Origin of the sequence: Bradyrhizobium sp. Pha-3 (assembly GCF_042258325.1) — a bacterium.
Taxonomy (GTDB): Bacteria; Pseudomonadota; Alphaproteobacteria; order Rhizobiales; family Xanthobacteraceae; genus Bradyrhizobium; species Bradyrhizobium elkanii.
The window spans coordinates 8764317-8782141 of record NZ_CP170151.1 but is presented as its reverse complement, the minus strand read 5'-3'; the positions used below and the strand labels follow the sequence as shown (position 1 = coordinate 8782141).

Below are 17825 nucleotides of genomic sequence, written 5' to 3'. Positions count from 1 at the left end.
CACCCGGGCTACGGGACTGCCGTGTCGTCCCTGCCTAGTGCGCAATTGCGCACGGGAGCAGGGACCCATAGCCACGATGCCGATTGGTTTTGCGCGGATATGGCCACGGCTCGCCTCAACAACTCAACTCGGTGATTATGGGTCCCTGCTTTCGCACGGACGACGGCGGGGCAGGGTATGATCTGCTTTTGCCCGAAAAAATAATTCCCGCCCCATGTCGATTCGTCCCCTCCCGGATCGTCGTTCCCCATAGCGAGCCGGTCTTGCGGCGATCATCGCCGCTTCTCGCCAACAGGAGTTTTCCGATGCGCTTCATGTATATCGTCACCTCGCCCCAGCCCCCGGGCCCGCCGACGCCGGCTCTGATGGAGGCGATGGGCCGGCTTGCCGAGCGGGAAATCAAGGCGGGCCGCATGATCGACACCGGCGGGCTGCTGCCGGTCGCGATGGGCGCCCAGGTCCGCATCACCGACGGCAAGCTCAATGTCGTCGACGGGCCCTTCGTCGAGACCAAGGAGATGATCGGCGGCTACGCGATCTTCGAGCTGCGCAACAAGGAAGAGGCGGTCGCCGCCGCGGTGGAGTTCATGCAGCTGCACAAGGAGCACATGCCGGGCTGGGAGGGCACCTGCGAGGTTCGCCCCTTCGCCGGCCTTGCCGGCCAGTGCGGCGCGTAAAAGGAGCAGCATGATGCGCTTCATGTATGTCCTCGTGGCCGAGAAGCCGATGCTGCCGAATCCGCCGTTGCGCGAGGCAATCGGCAAGCTCGCCGAACGCGAGATCGCAGCCGGCCGGATGCTCGACACCGGCGCGCTGTTGCCGCGCACCGCGGGCGCGGAGGTGAAGATCAAGGACCGCAAGCTCACCGTCACCGACGGACCCTTCATGGAGGCCAAGGAGGTGGTCGGCGGCTACGCCGTGTTCGAGCTGAAGGACAAGGAGGAGGCCGTGGCGCGCGCGGTCGAGTTCATGCAGCTTCATCTTGACCACATGCCGGACTGGGAATTGTCATGCGAGGTTCGCCCCTTCATGGAGTGTTGACGGTCGCGCTGACCGCATGCCGGAGGCCAGCGTGACGGAGGACGACGTCAAGCGCACCATCCTCGGTGTGTGGCGCATCGAGCAGCCGCGGCTGATCACCAGCCTGTCGCGGATGCTGCGCGATGTGCCGCTCGCCGAGGACCTGACCCAGGAGGCGCTGGTCGCCGCGCTCGAGCACTGGCCGCTCAGTGGCGTGCCGGAAAAGCCCGGCGCCTGGCTGATGGCAACCGCCAAGCGGCGCGCGCTCGATCAGATCAGGCGCAACCGCATGCTGACCGAAAAGCACGGCATGCTTGCGCATGATCTGGCGCGGGAGCAGGACACCATGCCCGATTTCGATGCCGCGCTCGACGACGATATCGGTGACGAATTGCTGCGGCTGATCTTCACCGCCTGCCATCCGCGCCTGTCGCGGGAGGCGCGTGCCGCGCTGGCGCTCAGAATGATCTGCGGCCTCACGACCGACGAGATCGCGCGCGCCTTCCTGCAGGCGGAGGCGACCATCGCCCAGCGCATCGTGCGCGCCAAGCGGACGCTGTCGGAATCGGGTCTTGCCTACGAGACGCCGCGCGGCGAGGAGCTGTCGGAGCGGCTCGCCTCCGTGCTCGAGGTCGTCTACCTCATCTTCAACGAGGGCTATACCGCGGCAAGCGGCGACGAATGGCTGCGGCCGCAGCTCTGCAACGAGGCGCTGCGCATGGGCCGCGTGCTGACCTCGATCGCACCATCGGAGCCGGAGGCGCATGGCCTGCTGGCGCTGATGGAGTTCAATGCGTCGCGGATGGCGGCGCGCACCGATGCGTCCGGCGAACCGATCCTGCTGATGGACCAGAACCGCGCGCGGTGGGATCGCCTGCAGATCCGCCGCGGGCAGCGCGCGCTGGCGCGCGCCTGGGAGCTCGGCGGCGCCGGCGGCTTCTATGCGCTGCAGGCCGCGATCGCGGCCTGCCACGCCGAGGCCGGCACGCCTGACGCGACCGACTGGCGCCGCATCGCCGCGCTGTACGGCGATCTCACCGCGCTCCTGGATTCACCCGTGATCGAGCTCAACCGCGCGGTTGCGATCGGCATGGCCGAGGGGCCGCTTGCCGCGCTCGCGATCGTCGACGGCCTCGCGGATGAGCCGGCGCTGCAATCCTATCATCTGCTGCCGAGCGTGCGCGGCGATCTGCTGCATAAGCTGAGCCGTTTCGCGGAGGCGCATGCCGCGTTCGAGGCCGCCTCCGCATTGGCCGGCAATTCGCGCGAGCGTGAGTTCCTCAAGCGACGCGCCGCGATCGCCGCGCGTGCCGCGCAGGATCATGGCTGCCGCTGACGGCTCCGCGATTTCGACGAAGTGAGACCACGTAGCCCGCATGAGCAAAGCGACATGCGGGTCTTTGCGATGAGCGACCCCGGGTGTCGCTTCGCTCACCCGGGCTACAAGGTTGCTGCGGATCATCGTGTCCGCGATTTCGACTCAAACCTGCGGCATGCTCGGACGAAATTCCTTTGGAACAGGAACTGCCACCATGACGAAGCCATCCGTGCTGGCGATCGGCCTCGACCCGACCTTCGTCGATCTGTCCGTCATGCCGCAGTTCACGCCCGAACTGGTGCGCAGTTATCTCGACGCGCAGATCGAGGGCCTGCGGACGCTCGGCTACGACGTCGAGAGCTGCCTGATCGACCTCGGCGATACGGCGGAAGCCGTGACGGCGGCGGCCCTCAACGCGCGCCGCTACGACTGCGTCGTGATCGGTGCCGGGCTGCGCGAGCCGCCGGAGCGGCTCTTGCTGTTCGAGACGATCCTCAATCTGGTTCATCGGCTCGCCCCCGATGCCGCCATCTGCTTCAACACTAGGCCCTTCGACACCGCCGCGGCCGTGCAACGCTGGGTCAAGCCTTAGGACGCAAGATGAGCGTCGCCTTGCGCCGGCGAATCGGGCTCGCCACGCTGCCCGCCGCCCAAGGCGGACACTCGGGCCGGGTCCGGCCCGATGCCGGGATTGGCCGGGGGCCCGGCGCGAAGCCCCGGCGGTTGTTGCCGGCGGCAACCTATGACACCATTCAGAGTCCGATTTGTTTTAGACTTTGGAAGCCTATGCCGCGCCGCAAATTTGACTGGGAAAAGCTGACGGACGAGCAGTTGCTCGCGCAACCGCTCAGCCGTCTGAGGGTTGCCGTCGAGGGCACCTGGCTCGCCGATTGTGTGAATACGCTCTATGAAGAGCTCGAGGAGCGCGGCGTCCGGTTGCGGCCGCACACATGGATCTCGAGCGAATGGTTCAGCCCGGCGGATGTGCCCGGCATCGCGATCCCGTTCTACCTTGCCCATCCCCGCCTGATGAAGCTCGAGAAGAAGATGATGCTCGACGTCGAGGGTGCCTCGTGGTCCGAGTGCATGGCCATTCTCCGCCACGAGGCGGGGCATGCCGTACAGCACGGCTACCAGCTGCAGCGCCGCCGGCGCTGGCAGCAGCTGTTCGGCCCGTCGTCGCAGCACTACCCGCGCTACTACCGGCCCAATCCGGCCAGCCGCAATTATGTCCAGCATCTTCGGCTCTGGTACGCGCAGAGCCATCCGGACGAGGACTTCGCCGAGACTTTTGCAGTGTGGCTGCGGCCGCGCTCGAACTGGCGGACGCGCTATGCCGGCTGGCCCGCGCTGAAGAAGCTCGAATATGTCGACGAGCTGATGGGCGAGATCGCCGGCAAGCGGCCGCTGCTCGCGACGCGCGAACGGGTCGATCCGCTGCATACGCTCAAGCAAACGCTCGCCGAGCACTACAGGAAGAAGCAGGCATTCTACGCCTTCACGCCGCCGAAGACCTACGACCGCGATCTCTCCAAGCTGTTCTCCGCCGATCCGCGGCATTATCGGCGTCCGCCGGCCGCGGCCTTCATCAGGCGGCACCGCGCCCAGATCAGGCAGCTGGTGGCGCGGTGGACCGGCGAGAACCAGTTGACGCTCGATGCCGTGCTCGACGACATGATCTCGCGCTGCCGCGAGCTCAATCTGCGTGCCGTCGGCCCCGAGCAGAAGCTCGTGACGAACTTCACCATTCTGCTGACCGCCAAGACCATGCACGCGCTGTTCGGCCCGTCGCGCCGGAAATGGATCGCGCTATGAAACAGCTTCGCATTCTGGTGCTGATGCACCCGGACTGTGTGCCGCCCGACTCCAGCGATGGATACAGCGCGCGCGAGATCAACGAGTGGAAGACCGAATACGACGTCGTGAGCACCCTGCGCGCGGCCGGCCATGAGGTTCGTCCGCTGGGCGTGCAGGAGGAAATCAAGCCGGTGCGCGACGAGATCGAGGGCTTCAAGCCGCACGTCGTGTTCACGCTGCTGGAGGAGTTCCACTACGACGTCGTGTACGACCAGCACATCGCGAGTTATCTCGAGTTGATGAAGATCGCCTATACCGGGTGCAACCCGCGCGGCCTGATCCTGGCGCGCGGCAAGGATCTGTCCAAGACGCTGGTGCACCATCGCCGGATCCCGGTGCCGGCCTTCGCGGTGTTCCCGATGCGCCGCAAGGTCAAGCGGCCGCCGCGTCTCGAGCTGCCGCTGATCGTCAAGAGCCTGAGCAGCGACGGATCGCTGGGTATCTCGCAGGCGTCGATCGTCGATACCGACGAGAAGCTCGCGGAGCGCGTCGCCTTCATCCATGAGCGGATCGGGACGGCCGCCATCGCCGAGCAGTTCATCGAGGGACGCGAGCTCTATGTCGGCGTGCTCGGCAACAACCGGCTGCGGGTGCTGCCGGTGTGGGAACTGAAATTCGGCAGCATGGGCGGCCCCGCTGCGCGCCAGATCGCCACCGAAAAGGTCAAGCACGATACCAGCTATCAGGAGCGGGTCGGGATTGTCGACGGCCCGGCCGAGGACCTCACGCCGGAACTATCCGCCCATATTCAACGGCTGGCGAAGCGCATCTACCGGACGCTTGGGCTCGATGGCTATGCGCGCATCGACTTCCGCCTGTCCACCAATGGCGTTCCGTATTTCATCGAAGCCAATCCCAATCCCGAAATCGCCAAAAGCCAGGAGTTCGCGACGGCCGCCGGGCATGACGGGCTCAACTATCCGGATCTCCTGCAGCGCATCGTGACGCTCGGAATAAGCCGCGCCAAGGCCGGCGCATCGCTCGGCTGACTCGCGGCCGTCAAAGGCTGCGCTGCGTCGGATGGCGTCGCGCATCCTTGGGGATGAACATCGCAAACGTTTCCCTAACGCGCGCGGCCGGCGTCACGTTGCCGGCGGCCGCGGACACAGGAGCCGCCGTGGGACGAAACGCGTCCGGTTCCGGCCAGCGCCGTGCAAGGACTTCATTTACCGAAACCGGCATCGAGAGCCCATCACTGCGGCAGCTGTCGTAGACGTACAAACCGGCAAGAAAAATCGATACGACAACAAGGATCGTCCTGAAAATCGGCATTGTGCTTGCGCCTTCTTGATTGAGGCGGACAATGCCCGGTGACGGTGAACCGCGCGTTTAGCGCTCCGGTCGATCGGCCGATACGGTTCCCAACTCATGAACAGAGGCTTGCGTAAACGGCTCGCTTACCAATGCCTTCAAGGTTGCGGCAACCAGCTTTCCTCACCGGCGGGAAAGAAGTCTCTGGCATTGAGAGACCAACAACAAGACTGAGGAGGCACCATGTTCGTCGCCATTCGAGTCATGATCCTGATCGCCAGTGCATACGCCGGCTCGGCCGTTGCAGAGATGCAGTTTGCGCCGCTGCCGAGCCTTGCGGCGTCGTCCGCGCCATAGCGCCGGCAAGGGAGGCCGCGCGCGTTACGCCGGATTGGGCGCCACCGCGCCGACCCCGATTGCGCGGGCTGCGTTTTCCGTCATCCTCGTCGCCGTCAAGCGCAGGAAATACAGCGACAGTCCCGGGTTGCGCTCGCACAGCTTCCTCAGCGCGCCGTCACTGATCCAGAGCAGATCCACATCGGTCGCAGCGAGCGCCGTTTGCGTACGGCGGCGCTCGAGCGAAAACAACCCGATCTCGCCGAACAGTTCGCCCGCCGATACTCCGCGATCGATCTCGGGAAACCTGACCTCGCCGGATACGACCATGTACAGCAGGTCGGCGTCGTCGCCTTTCCGGAAGATCGTTTCTCCCGCCTTGAGATGCTTCGGCTGCATGAACGGCTGCAGCCAGTTCGGAGAAAGGTCCGTCGCCGCAGCACGCTTCGCTTTCCGAAGCAGGCGAACCATCTGGAACAGCAACACCACATTCAGCGGCAGCAGAATGATATGCAGGATGAGCACCGGGTAGATCCCGTCGCCCAATCCATAGCTGATGAACGCCAGATTGCTGAATATCGCGACAGCGCGCAGGCTCAACATCGTACTCATGCAGAACGTCAGCAACACCAGCGCCGACGCCAGATAACCCAAACCATCGATCAACGTCATGACAACGCCCACTGGAAAATGAATTGCAAGCAACCGGTCTGAAAACGACCGGTAACATACACCAGTGCATTCATTTTCCTGAGCGGAAATATCGCCGGCCCGCACTTGCGGCGGTGCACGCGTCGTGACGCGGCCTCAGCTCGACGAACGTGCGCGCGAGGCGACGTGAACGGCCCGGCCCTTCGCCGGTTTTGCCCTGGCGGCGACGACGGTCGGGCGCGCCTTGCCGAGCCGGGCCGCGCCCGGCGAGCTCTTCCCGAGCACGAGCGCGAGCCGTCTGCGCGCGCGGCCGGCGACCGACCTTGCCGCCTCTCGCGCGGCCTCGGCCTTGCGGATGATCGTCGTCACCGCGGACGCCGGCGACGCCGCGACGAAGGCGACATCCTTCGCCTTCGAGAGGCCGCCGATGCCTTCGCACGGCGCGTCGCTCGGCAAGTCGATGCGGATGGCGAGCGTGTCGGCACGCTCGATCCAGTCCTCCGCCTTGGTGCCGGTGATGATCCGGACATAGTCGCGGGTCTCGCGCGGCAACTCGCTCTGCCTGGCGAGCCATTTCTGGACGCGGCCGCTGCCGGCATTGTAGGCGGCCGCCGCCAGGCCGAGATTGCCGAAATCGTCGCGCAGCTTGCGCAGCAGTCTTGCGGATGCGGGCAACGCCTTCAGCGGATCGAAGGGATCGTCGAGCCCGACTTCGGCCGCCGTCTCCGGCATGAACTGCGCAACGCCCTGCGCACCGGCATGGCTGATTTCGTTCGAGCGAAAGCGGCTCTCCTGCCAGATCAGCCGCGCAAAGAACGCGACGGGAATTTCGCTCGCCTGCGCCGCGTCCTTCAGGCCGTGGCAGAATTTTTCGATCGCGGACAGCTGCGGCTCGGCCGCCGTATCGGTCGGCTGCGCCGCAGGCGCAGGCGTCTTGTCCGCGTCCGTCGCAGCGGGCGCCTCGCTGGCATCGGCGCTTTCGATAAAGCGTGCGGCGAACGGAACGGCGTCCGATGTCGCGTCGCGCGAGAATGTCGGGGCTTGGGTTGAGGCGTTGATCGAGCCGGGCGAACGATCGAAATCGAGCATCAAGACAAGAAACGCGGCAAGCGCCGCGATGACAAATCGCATTTGCTTCCAGAGACCTGAATTGTGATGTGGGTTGCGCGCAAATGCACTTCGGATCGCGACTTTTTGGCGAGTCGATTGCGGCGAAGCCTTGATATCAGCTGTTCCGCCGCGGAACTTCGCTGCTATTCGCATTGGAACTTCGACGCTTTCCGTAGCTTTACGGAAGATGGCCACGTTGGGATACGCGATGTTCCGACCGTTTTCCGTTGCACGTTTTGCTCTTGTCCTTTTGCTTGTGTCGGCCGCGCCGGCGGTGGCCGCGGGTCTTGATGCCGCCGCGATCAACGACGAGGCGGCGCCGCCGGCAAAACTACCGGACCGTCATCAGCTCAGCGCCTTCGTTGCCAGGCTCGAGATCCTGCTCGACCGCGCGCATTTTTCTCCCGGCGAGATCGACGGCAAGCCTGGCGACAACGCGCAGAAGGCGCTCAGGGCGTTTGCGGAGGCGAATGGATTGCCCTTCGACAAGGCGGTGACGCCGGAGCTCTGGAGCGGGCTCACCGCCGCCAGCGACGGGCCTGCGATCGTGAGCTACACGATCGTCGATGCCGACGTGAAGGGGCCGTTCGTGAAGAGGATCCCCGCGAAGATGGAAAGCATGAAGAGCCTGCCGGCGCTGGGCTACACCAGTCCGCGCGAAGCGCTCGCGGAAAAATTCCACATGAGCGAGGCGCTGCTTCAAGCGCTCAATCCGGGCCGGAAGTTCGACAAGGCCGGCGAGACCATTGCGGTTGCGAACGTCGTCGACGCCGCAAAGCCGCCGCCGATCGCGCGCGTCGAGGTCGACAAGACGCGGCAGACGCTCAGCACGTTCGATGCAGCAGGCAAGCTGCTCGGCTTCTATCCTGCGACGGTCGGCAGCGCGGATAAGCCGACGCCGAGCGGAACGCTGAAGGTGACGGCGATCAACAAGAACCCGACCTATCGCTACAATCCAAAATACGCGTTCAAGGGCGTCAGATCGAAGACGCCGTTCACGATCAGGCCCGGTCCGAACAACCCGGTCGGTGTGGTCTGGATCAACCTCTCGGGAGAAGGCTATGGCATTCACGGCACCCCCGATCCCGGCAAGGTCTCCAAGGCGGAGTCCCACGGCTGCGTCCGGCTCACCAACTGGGACGCGCAGCGCGTCGCGGCCGGTGTCGCGAAGGGAACGCCGGTTGCGTTCATCGATAGCGCGACAAGCGCAGCAACGGCGTCCGAGACGCGCTGACCTTGACGAAACATCGTTCACGCATCAGCAACCGACAGAAATGTTCGGTGCGCTCGGCCTCGGGCCGGGCGCCCGCGCGCTCGAGAGATGATGCGCAGCTTGCGAAGCAAAGCGGCTCCGCTTTCCGAGCCTAGCGCGGGATTCGCTGGTATGCCAATGTCGCGTCGTGCCAAACCCGCAGGAGGTCAGCATGCGAACGATCATAACGAACATAGTGGGAGCACTCTGCGCCATCGCGATGGTCGCGAGCGCACACGCAGCGGTCAAGGAAGAGCCGGTCACCTACAGCGACGGCGAGACCACGATGAAGGGCTTCGTCGTCTATGACGACGCGACCCAGGCCAAGCGGCCCGGCATCGTCATGGTGCATGAATGGTGGGGCATCACTCCGCATATCCATAACGAGGCGCGGAAGTTCGCGGAGCAGGGCTACGTGGCCTTCATCGCGGACATGTATGGCGACGCCAAGACCGCCGACAACCCGAAGGATGCCGGCGCGCTCTCCGGGTCGGTGATGAAGAACCCGAAGGTGATGGAGCAGCGCTTCAACGCCGCGCGCGAGCAACTCGCCAAGCAGGCCTCGGTCAATCCGCAGCGGATCGGTGCCGTCGGTTACTGCTTCGGCGGCGCGGTGGTGCTGAACATGGCGCGCACCGGCGCCGATCTCGCCGCCGTCGCGGGCTTCCACGCCTCGCTCGGTCTCAACACCCCCGCACCGGCGCCGGGCACCGTCAAGGCGAAGATCCTGATCCTGAACGGCGCCGACGACCCGTTCGTGAAGCGCGAGCAGTACGATGCGCTGAAGAAGGATTTCGATGCGGCGAAGGCCGATTACCGCATCATCGAATATCCCGGCGCGGTACACGCATTCACAAATCCCGAGGCCACCGAGCTCGGCAAGAAGTTCAATTTGCCGCTCAGATACGACGCCAAGGCCGATCAGGAATCGAAGGCCGAAGCCGCCAAGCTGTTTGCCGCCAACCTCAAGGAATAGGCAAAGGGGCCACCCAAACGGTGGCCCTTTCCATTCGTGGCTGCTTTGGCCGCGGAAGTGGCGGGGCTGCGGCCTCGCTGGCGCGCTCGCGCTGCAAAGCCATGCGGAAGACGCAGCCGGCCGCGCGGATGCCAACCGTCTCGCACGGTTGCCATGGGCCGCTCCCCGGCCGATGATGCGCAAAACGGATCAGAACAATCGAGAGGGAGCGAATGCGCGGGCGTCGTGTGCTGATGGAATCGTTCGTGTCGCACGGCGTGCGTCATATCTTCGGCAATCCTGGCACGACCGAAACGCCGCTGCTCGATAGCCTGCCGGCATTTCCGCAACTCGAATACATCATGGCGCTGCATGAAGGTGTCGCGGTCAGCGCCGCCAGCTTCTACGCGCAGGCGTCGGGGCGCGTCACTGTCGCCAACCTGCATGTCGCTCCCGGCCTCGGCAACGGCATCGGATCGCTGTACGGCGCGCTGAAGGCAGGTTCGCCCGTGGTCGTCACGGCCGGCCAGCAGGATACCCGGATGCGGCTCAACAACCCGCTGCTCGGCCACGACCTTGTTGCGATGGCGGCTCCGGTGACGAAGTGGAGCGTGCAGATCGAGCGTGCCGACGAGATCGCGCCGATCATGCGACGCGCGTTCAAGGTGGCGACCGATGCGCCGCAGGGGCCGGTGTTCGTGTCGCTGCCAATCGACGTCATGGAACAGGAGACCGCGGTCGACGCGTCGCCGCCGGATAATTTGTGGCGCTCGACGCGCCCCGATCCGGCCGGCATCGAAGCGCTTGTCGCGCTGCTTCTGAAGTCGAAGAAGCCGGCCATCATCGCCGGCGACGACGTGGCACGTTCGGGCGGCGAGCAGGCGCTGGTGGCGCTCACGGAAGCGGTCGGCGCCACCGTGTGGTTCGAGGGGCTCCGCCACCACGCGCCGTTCCCGACTAGCCATCCGAGCTATCGTCAGTCGCTCCCCGGCGACGCCCGGCAGGTGCGCAAGGCGCTCGGCGATGCCGATCTCGTGCTGCTGATCGGCGGTCCGTTCTTTGAGGACATCTGGTTTGCGCCTGGTGGCCACATCCCTGGCGGCGCGTCCGTGCTGCAGATCGAAGCCTCGGCCGAACGCCTCGCGCTCAACAACCGGCTCGATGCCGGCATCGTCGGCGATATCGCCGCCAGCGTCAGTGCCTTGACAGATGCGGTGCGTGCAAAGGCGAGCGCGGACTTCAGGCAAGCTGCGCAGCACCGCAATGCCGCGTTGGCCGAATTGCAGGCGAAGGAGAAAGAGGCCTACCGCGCGCGCGTCGAGAAAGGCTGGGACCGCCAGCCGACCGCGATGCCGCGCGTCACCGCAGAGCTGCGTCGCGGCCTGCCCGATGATGTCGTCATCGTCGATGAAAGCATCACGGCAAGCCTCGATCTCGCGCGCGCCTTCGACTATCGCGGCTTCGGCGATTATTTCGGTGGTCGCGGCGGCGGCATCGGCCAGGGCCTCGCCGGCGCGATCGGCGTCAAGGTCGCGATGCCGGACCGTCCGGTGGTCGCCATCTCCGGTGACGGCTCGGCGATGTATGCGATCCAGGCGCTGTGGACCGCCGCGCACCACAAGCTTGCGATCGTGTTCGTGGTGCTGGCGAACCGCGAGTACCGCATCCTCAAGCACAATGTGGACGTCTGGCGGCAGAACTTCGAGGCCGGCACCCAGCATCCCTATCAGAACATGGATATCACTGGCCCCGGGCTCGACTTCGTGCATCTCGCGGGCGGCATGGGCGTCGAGGCGGTCAGGGTCGAGAAGGCCGACGACATCGCCGGCGCCGTTGCAAAGGCCGTCGCGGCCCAGCGGCCGTACCTCGTCGAGATCGCAATCGAAGGCAAGCGCTAGAGCATGATCCGGAAAAGTGCGAAGCGGTTTTCCCTCGCGACAAACGCGGTACCGCGTTTGCGCGGAGATCATGCTCAAACAAGGAACAAAAAACGCGCGATGACGATTCGATTCGGTCGCGTCGCGCTTTAGAGGAGTTTCTCATGGCAGGCATTCTGGACGGCAAGGCTGCACTGGTGACAGGTGGCGGTTCCGGCATCGGCCGGGCGACGGCGATCGCAATGGCGCGTGAAGGTGCGCGTGTGGCGGTGTCGGACCTCTCGAAGGATGGCATCGACGAGACGGTCGCGCTGATCAATGCCGCCGGCGGCCAGTCGATCGCGATCCAGGGCGATGTCACCGACGAGGCCGATGTCGCGAACATGGTGGCGCGCACGGTTTCGGCGTTCGGGCGCATCGATTGCGCGTTCAACAATGCCGGCGTCGCCGGGCGCTCCGTCGGCCCGCCCGGCCAGCGCATTCATGAACTCACGCAAGCCTCGGTGGCCAAGATGTTCTCGGTGAATCTGATGGGCGTATTCCTGTGCCTGAAATACGAGATCGCGCAAATGCTCAAACAGGGCGGTGGCGGCGCCATCGTCAACACGGCTTCGATCGCAGGCCTGGTCGGTCTCGCGACGTCCGGCCACTATGTCGCGACCAAGCACGGTGTCGTCGGGCTGACCAAGTCTGCCGCGATCGAATATGCCCAGGACGGCATCCGCGTGAATTGCGTCAATCCCGGATACATCAAGACACCGATGACCAGGGAGACGATGGACGAACGTTACGACGAGATCATCGCCAAGGTGCCGGCCCGTCGCCTCGGCGTGCCCGAGGAAATCGCCGAAGCCGTGGTCTGGATGTGCTCGGACAAGGCGTCGTTCATGACAGGCGCATCGCACGTGGTCGACGGCGGGTACAGCGCGGCCTGATCTCTGAAGGCCTTGTTTACGTTAGTGGCCCATTTGCACAAACGTTCGATCATCGCGGCATGTATAGCCACGTTGATCTTCGCGGCTTCAACGCTCTTGCTGTGAGTGGTGCATCTCAGCCAATATCGCGTTTGGCAACGAAGAGCTTCGAGGTTAGGTGTTCAAACTCAATCGCATCGTCGGTTTCATCATTCTAGCGGCGCTCGTCTACGGCGTGCTCCAGGCTTACGGGTTACTTCCTGAGGTCGCACCTCGGCTGTTTCCTCAACGCAGCGGCTCGCCCGCGGCTTAAGATTGATGCCGCACATCCGAAGATTGATGCCGCACATCCGAGCGCCAGCTCCTGGCTCAAAACGGACATCGCGGCGGCGCGGAACGATGTCGGCTTCTAACCCGTAGCGGACATCGTCTGTCGCCAGCTTTGCCGCCTCCTTCGGCAAGGAACTGAAGCCGCTCCAGCCTGTTTGCTACGATGAGCCAAGGGAGGTCCGAATGCGGATCATTCTGATGACGACGATTGGCTGGGCGTTGTCGTGTGGATTTGCGATAGCCCAGGCCGATCCCGAGAAGGATGTGAACACGGCAACTGGACGCTCGGCACCGGAAGAAAAAGGTCAATTGCAGCCACAAGGTTGGACCGGGCCGCTTGAAACAAGATCGGGTGGTGCGCCGCCGGAAAGCCCGCAAGGTCAAAGCCCACCGGGAATGCAGCCAGCGCCGGACGGATCGACAAAGACGGTGGTTGAGCCGCGGAAGTAAGTCCCATTTCTTGTCTGTGAAAGGTCAGCTTCGCTTAGAGCGAACCGGCCCGCAGGTCTTCCTTTGGCCAAAGCGGACATGGCGGCAGGGCGGAATGATGTCCCCGCCCGACCCAAGCGGGCCTTGGCGGGCTTGCGCCAATCAGCCCTGCACCCAAGTAGGTTGCTTCGTCTCGTCAGCTAACCTAGTCGTTCGCGATGAGCGAACGCACGGCCGGCGCCAAGGCTGCAGCCCTTCCGGATACGAAAGCCATTCTGCTCGGGGTCGCCTGCGGCCTCGGTGCGGCGCTGTGCTGGGCGCTCGGCTTCGTGGCGACCCGGCACGGCCTGAAGGTCGGGTTCACGCCGGTCGACCTGCTGATGCATCGCTTCCTGTGGTCGGGCATTGCCTTCCTGCCGCTCGTTGTGCGCGCCGGCCTTCGCGACCTCTGCGGCATCGGCTGGAGGCGCGGCATGGCGCTGATGCTGCTGGGCGGGCCGGTGATGTCGCTGATCAGCTATGTAGGCTTCATGTTCGTGCCGCTGGGGCATGGCAGCGTGATCCAGCCGTCCTGCGCGACGCTGGGTGGATTGTTTCTCGCGGTCGTCTTGCTGAAGGAATCGGTCTCGCTCTCGCGGGCAGCCGGCGCTGTCGTCATCGTCGTCGGCCTTGCCGTGATCGGCAGCGAGTCGATCGGCCATATGGGGCCGAGCGCCGTGATGGGCGACCTGATCTTCGTTGCGACCGGCTTGATGTTCGCGGGCTTCGCCACGCTGGTGCGCCATTGGCGTGTCTCGGCATTCTCCGTGGCCAGCGTCATCAGCGTGCTGTCGCTCTCGCTGTTCCCACTGTATGCCGTCTCGGGTGGGCTCGCTCGCGATGCGGCCATCGGGCTGCCTGAAAACGCGCTACAGGCCATCGCCCAGGGCATCCTGGCCGGGCCCGCGGCGATGTATTTGTTTGCGGTGTCGATCCAGCGCCTCGGCGTTGCTCGCGCAGCCGTATTTCCTGCGACCGTGCCGGTGTTGACCCTGCTGTTGGGATGGCTCCTGATCGGCGAGCCACCGACCACGCTGCAGGCGGCCGGGTTGGCCGCCGTGTTGGCCGGATTCTATCTCGCGCAGCGGCAGCGCTAGACGGCTTGCCGCTGTCCCGATTGGCGCGCGGTGGTAGCGACGATTGACAAGCATGCGAGGGATCGCGGATGGTGCGGCTCTCTGCCGTGTCGCAACGAGACGCTGATGCAGGTTCAACGTTTGGCGCTGCCGATGCTTGCGGGGCTCGTGCTTGCAGCCTCGGCTTTGTCGGCCGCGGCCCAGGCGCAAGGTGCCGCCGAGCCGGTGCGGCAGACCTGGCAGTGGCAGACCTCGACGCCGGAAGAGCAGGGGATGGATTCCGCCGCGCTGGCGCGGCTCGTCAATTTTGGCGCGGACCACAGTCTCGATAGCCTCCTGATCGCACGGCACGGCCGGATCGTGCTCGACGCCTACTATGCGCCCTATACGCCAGAGATCCCGCATCTCTTCAATTCCGTCACCAAGGCGGTGACCGCAACGCTGGTCGCGATGCTGCTCAGGGATGGCGTGCTCGACAGCCTCGACCATCGCATGGTGGATTTCTTCGGCGATCGCAGCATCGCCAATCTCGACGACCGCAAGCGGGCGATCACGGTCCAGACCATGCTGGACATGACCTCGGGAATGGCCTGGACCGAAGGCGTCGAGGGTGGCCGGCCGGACTCGCTGATCGAGTGGGGGCGCAGCCCCGATGCGATCCAGTTCATCCTCGACCGCCCGATGGCGAAGGCGCCGGGCGAGGCGTTCTATTACAACACCGGCAATGCGCAGCTGTTGGCCGCGATCATCAACAAGCTCACCGGCATGAGCGCGCGGGACTATGCGGTGACGAAACTGTTTCGCCCGCTCGGGATAGCCGCGCCGTACTGGCACAGCATCGGCCCCGGACTAACGCAGGGCGGCGGCGGGCTTCAGCTCGCGCCGCGCGACGCGGCCAGGATCGGCCTGCTCTATCTGCATGACGGTGAATGGGACGGGCAGCGGCTGCTGCCGACCGGCTGGGTCGACCGCATCAGGCATGCGACGACGGAGATGCACGCCTCGTTCGATCCATCGTTACGCTATGCCAATTTCTTCTGGGTGATGCCGGAGCGGCAGGTTGTCATGGCGGTCGGCGACCGCTGCCAGCTCGTCATGCTGTTTCCCGCGCTCGACATCGTCACGGTCGTGACCGCGCGCGACTACTGCTCGTTCGGCAGGATGGCCGACGAGATTTCAGGCGCGGTCAAATCCGACACGGCGCTGCCGGTGAACTCCGTCGGCGGCAATCAGCTCGCGAGCGCGCTGCGCGATATCGCAACCGAAAAGCCGTCGGCCGTTGGTGCCGTGCCGGAGACGGCCGCCGCCATCTCCGGCAAGACCTGGCGCTTCCCGGCCAATGGCTTCAACTTGCGGGCCCTGACGCTGCATCTGACGGATCAGCCCGCGCACTACGAACTGGAGACGGCGACGCCGGATCCGGCAAAGCCGGTGACGACACTGGCGGGACCGATCGGGCTCGACGGTGCCTACCGTCTCGGTCAGCCAACGGCGCTCGGCGTGATAGCGCTGAAAGGGACGTGGCAGGACAACCGGACATTCGCCATCGACCTGCGTCTGGTCGGCGGCGATACCGACCGCCGATGGCTGCTGTCGTTCGATGGCGGCAAGGCCAGGCTCAGCGGCAAGGATCGCTTCGGCCGCGACGTGAAGGCCGATGCTGAAGCGCCGGGCGCGCAATAGCTCACGCGCGGCCGCGTCTCTGTCTATTTTCGGGCACGTGAAGCTCGGCTTCCTTCGCGTCGTCCCGGCGAAGGCCGGGACCCATACGCCGCGGCGGACGTCGTAGCTGGGACTGGTCGTTGCAATAGTGCAGAAGGCGTCGTGCCCGCGCAGCGACCTCGCCGGCATGATCTCAGGAAATCACGACTGGCGCACGCCCGCACGCGCATCGGCCATGCTCGACGGCCGCGCGAATCAACAGGCTGCGGAAATTGTGCGCCCCGGGGTGGTGCGCAGCGGAGCCTACTGGTCCACCTTCGGCGTCTTGCCCGCAATGTCGAGGCCGAACCGGAGCGCGCGCTCCTGACGCTCTTCCGTCAGCAGCTTCAGTTCCCGTTCCAGCGAGCGCGCGACCTCGTCCTGGGTTTCCTTGGAGCGGCGACGGGAGTCGCCTTGCGGTTTGGCCGGTTCGGCAGTCACGGGAGAAACCTTGTCATCACAGTGTCACAGGCCCTGATGGCACGGCGGGAGTCGGGGCGACAATCAAAAAGAATTCAGTGGGCGCACCTTTGGTAGGTTTGCTGTGCGCCTGACTCAAATTTGGGCAGAAAATTCTCTTAAGTGTTGCCTCGAATGGAGCCGAACTCCTCGGCCCGCCGTCTCATCAATTCGGATGAGAGAGCCCGGTTCCGACGAAATCATTTCCGGATTCGCACGAAGGCGTCCTGAAACCGACAAGGTCTAACCTTAGTAGCGTTGTGAAGGACGGCTGCCTGGTGAGACGCTGAGGACCGCGGTGGTGAGATTCACGACCTGGGTCGCAAGGTCAGTCGGTCCTCCTGAGACGTTGGGGATGATCCCGGAAATGAAGAAGTTGAATGCTGTGCCTTATGTCTGGGCGGCCGCGCTGATCGCGGTCGCGATCTGGGGTGTGAGCGGCACCCCGCAGACGGCACATACCTCTGCCAGCACCCATCTGGCCCGGGTGCGCTAGAGCTTCGGGCGCAGCGAGCGCTGCATGTCCATCGTGTAGGTGTAGCGCCCTTCGGGGTGCGTGGTGATGGTGACCTCGAACAGTTCCTCGCGCTGGCCGTAGTAGCGGCGTACCACGGTGAGCGCCGGCGAGCCGGTCTTGACGCCGAGCGCCCTGGCGATCGGCGCCGGCATGCCCCGCACGAAGATTTCCATCTGCGCGCGCTCGGTGACCTGGCCGTACATCCTGGCGATCTGCTCATGCACCGGGGTGCGGCCGTGGTCGCTGCGGGTCACGACATCGGCGAACCGGCGCAACACATAGATCTCGGCCCAGCCGAGCGGCGCGGCGAACTGGTCGGAGCGGCGCACCGCCTCGATCAGGAACCAGCTTTTGCCGGGCTCGCATTTCAAAAGGCCGGCCAGCTTGCGGTCGGCCACGATGTCGCTGCTGGCCACGACCTCGCGGTAGGTCTCGTTGGAATAGCGCAGCCACTCGCCGAGCGACTTGACGCTGTGGGTGAACAGCACCGGCGGCTCGGATGCGATCACCACCGAGCCGAGGCCGGCGCGGCGCACGATCAGGCCCTGGTCGATCAGGATGCGCAGCGCCTCGCGCACGGTCTGCCGGCTGGCCTGGTAGCTCGCCATCAGTTCGGTCTCGGTCGGCAGCAGATTGCCGACCGCGTAGGTGCCGAGCCGGATGTCCTTTTGCAGTCCGGTGGCGATGTCGCGGTAGCGGGACGATCTCGCCCTGTCCGGTTGTTCAGACATGG

General features: G+C 65.0%; 19 protein-coding genes. 14 read left to right on the top strand and 5 right to left on the bottom strand.

The window, feature by feature from the left end; translation table 11 throughout:
• Positions 1–305: 305 nt before the first annotated feature.
• The 6 genes from ACE10X_RS41990 to ACE10X_RS41965 all read left to right on the top strand — a co-directional run bounded on the left by ACE10X_RS41990 (position 306) and on the right by ACE10X_RS41965 (position 5184).
• Positions 306–677, top strand: coding sequence for a YciI family protein (locus tag ACE10X_RS41990; RefSeq protein WP_038384775.1), 372 nt, complete (start codon positions 306–308; stop codon positions 675–677).
• A gap of 10 nt (positions 678–687) precedes the next feature.
• A complete protein-coding gene (locus ACE10X_RS41985; protein ID WP_375763824.1) occupies positions 688–1041 on the top strand; it encodes a YciI family protein in 354 nt (117 codons plus the stop codon).
• 16 nt (positions 1042–1057) lie between these two features.
• A complete protein-coding gene (locus ACE10X_RS41980) occupies positions 1058–2356 on the top strand; it encodes an RNA polymerase sigma factor (RefSeq protein WP_375763823.1) in 1299 nt (432 codons plus the stop codon).
• 196 nt (positions 2357–2552) lie between these two features.
• A complete protein-coding gene (locus ACE10X_RS41975; RefSeq protein ID WP_038384777.1) occupies positions 2553–2930 on the top strand; it encodes a hypothetical protein in 378 nt (125 codons plus the stop codon).
• Between the two features lie 194 nt (positions 2931–3124).
• Positions 3125–4153, top strand: coding sequence for a putative zinc-binding metallopeptidase (locus tag ACE10X_RS41970; RefSeq protein WP_018269137.1), 1029 nt, complete (start codon positions 3125–3127; stop codon positions 4151–4153).
• Complete coding sequence (locus tag ACE10X_RS41965) at positions 4150–5184, top strand: ATP-grasp domain-containing protein (protein WP_028341789.1); 1035 nt, start codon at positions 4150–4152, stop codon at positions 5182–5184. The genes ACE10X_RS41970 and ACE10X_RS41965 overlap by 4 nt, the downstream gene beginning before the upstream one ends.
• A 10-nt stretch (positions 5185–5194) precedes the next feature.
• Here the strand turns inward: ACE10X_RS41965 and ACE10X_RS41960 are convergent, their stop codons facing one another.
• The 3 genes from ACE10X_RS41960 to ACE10X_RS41950 all read right to left on the bottom strand — a co-directional run bounded on the left by ACE10X_RS41960 (position 5195) and on the right by ACE10X_RS41950 (position 7564).
• Positions 5195–5467 (bottom strand): hypothetical protein, encoded by a 273-nt coding sequence (locus ACE10X_RS41960; RefSeq protein ID WP_038384778.1) that lies wholly within the window; start codon positions 5465–5467, stop codon positions 5195–5197.
• 360 nt (positions 5468–5827) lie between these two features.
• Positions 5828–6454: a Crp/Fnr family transcriptional regulator gene (locus ACE10X_RS41955; RefSeq protein ID WP_028341787.1), complete on the bottom strand. Its 627-nt coding sequence runs from the start codon at positions 6452–6454 to the stop codon at positions 5828–5830.
• A 135-nt stretch (positions 6455–6589) separates the two neighbouring features.
• Positions 6590–7564, bottom strand: coding sequence for a lytic transglycosylase domain-containing protein (locus tag ACE10X_RS41950; protein WP_375763822.1), 975 nt, complete (start codon positions 7562–7564; stop codon positions 6590–6592).
• 187 nt (positions 7565–7751) lie between these two features.
• Between ACE10X_RS41950 and ACE10X_RS41945 the strand changes: the two genes are divergently transcribed.
• From ACE10X_RS41945 to ACE10X_RS41915, 7 genes are all read left to right on the top strand, one after another.
• Positions 7752–8777: a L,D-transpeptidase family protein gene (locus ACE10X_RS41945; RefSeq protein WP_038384816.1), complete on the top strand. Its 1026-nt coding sequence runs from the start codon at positions 7752–7754 to the stop codon at positions 8775–8777.
• A gap of 190 nt (positions 8778–8967) precedes the next feature.
• A complete protein-coding gene (locus ACE10X_RS41940; RefSeq protein WP_244435799.1) occupies positions 8968–9771 on the top strand; it encodes a dienelactone hydrolase family protein in 804 nt (267 codons plus the stop codon).
• Positions 9772–9983: 212 nt separating this feature from the next.
• Positions 9984–11648, top strand: a complete 1665-nt coding sequence (locus ACE10X_RS41935; protein WP_080583357.1) for a thiamine pyrophosphate-binding protein — start codon at positions 9984–9986, stop codon at positions 11646–11648.
• A 143-nt stretch (positions 11649–11791) separates the two neighbouring features.
• Positions 11792–12562, top strand: coding sequence for an SDR family NAD(P)-dependent oxidoreductase (locus ACE10X_RS41930; protein ID WP_375763821.1), 771 nt, complete (start codon positions 11792–11794; stop codon positions 12560–12562).
• 492 nt (positions 12563–13054) lie between these two features.
• Positions 13055–13321, top strand: a complete 267-nt coding sequence (locus ACE10X_RS41925) for a hypothetical protein (protein WP_157787975.1) — start codon at positions 13055–13057, stop codon at positions 13319–13321.
• A 197-nt stretch (positions 13322–13518) separates the two neighbouring features.
• Positions 13519–14436 (top strand): DMT family transporter, encoded by a 918-nt coding sequence (locus ACE10X_RS41920; protein WP_038384786.1) that lies wholly within the window; start codon positions 13519–13521, stop codon positions 14434–14436.
• A gap of 105 nt (positions 14437–14541) precedes the next feature.
• Positions 14542–16098 carry a serine hydrolase gene (locus ACE10X_RS41915; RefSeq protein ID WP_038384787.1) on the top strand — a complete coding sequence of 519 codons (1557 nt, stop codon included), beginning with the start codon at positions 14542–14544 and terminating at the stop codon, positions 16096–16098.
• A gap of 282 nt (positions 16099–16380) precedes the next feature.
• Here the strand turns inward: ACE10X_RS41915 and ACE10X_RS41910 are convergent, their stop codons facing one another.
• On the bottom strand, positions 16381–16557 hold the full coding sequence (locus ACE10X_RS41910) for a hypothetical protein (RefSeq protein WP_162832420.1): 177 nt from the start codon (positions 16555–16557) through the stop codon (positions 16381–16383).
• A 385-nt stretch (positions 16558–16942) separates the two neighbouring features.
• Here ACE10X_RS41910 and ACE10X_RS41905 point away from each other — a divergent pair, with 385 nt between their 5' ends.
• The gene (locus ACE10X_RS41905; protein WP_016847287.1) at positions 16943–17071 is read left to right on the top strand and encodes a hypothetical protein; all 129 of its coding nucleotides are present in this window, start codon (positions 16943–16945) and stop codon (positions 17069–17071) included.
• Here the strand turns inward: ACE10X_RS41905 and ACE10X_RS41900 are convergent.
• Complete coding sequence (locus ACE10X_RS41900; protein ID WP_018269133.1) at positions 17068–17823, bottom strand: GntR family transcriptional regulator; 756 nt, start codon at positions 17821–17823, stop codon at positions 17068–17070. The two genes, ACE10X_RS41905 and ACE10X_RS41900, sit on opposite strands and share 4 nt — an antisense overlap.
• Between the last annotated feature and the right edge of the window lie 2 nt (positions 17824–17825).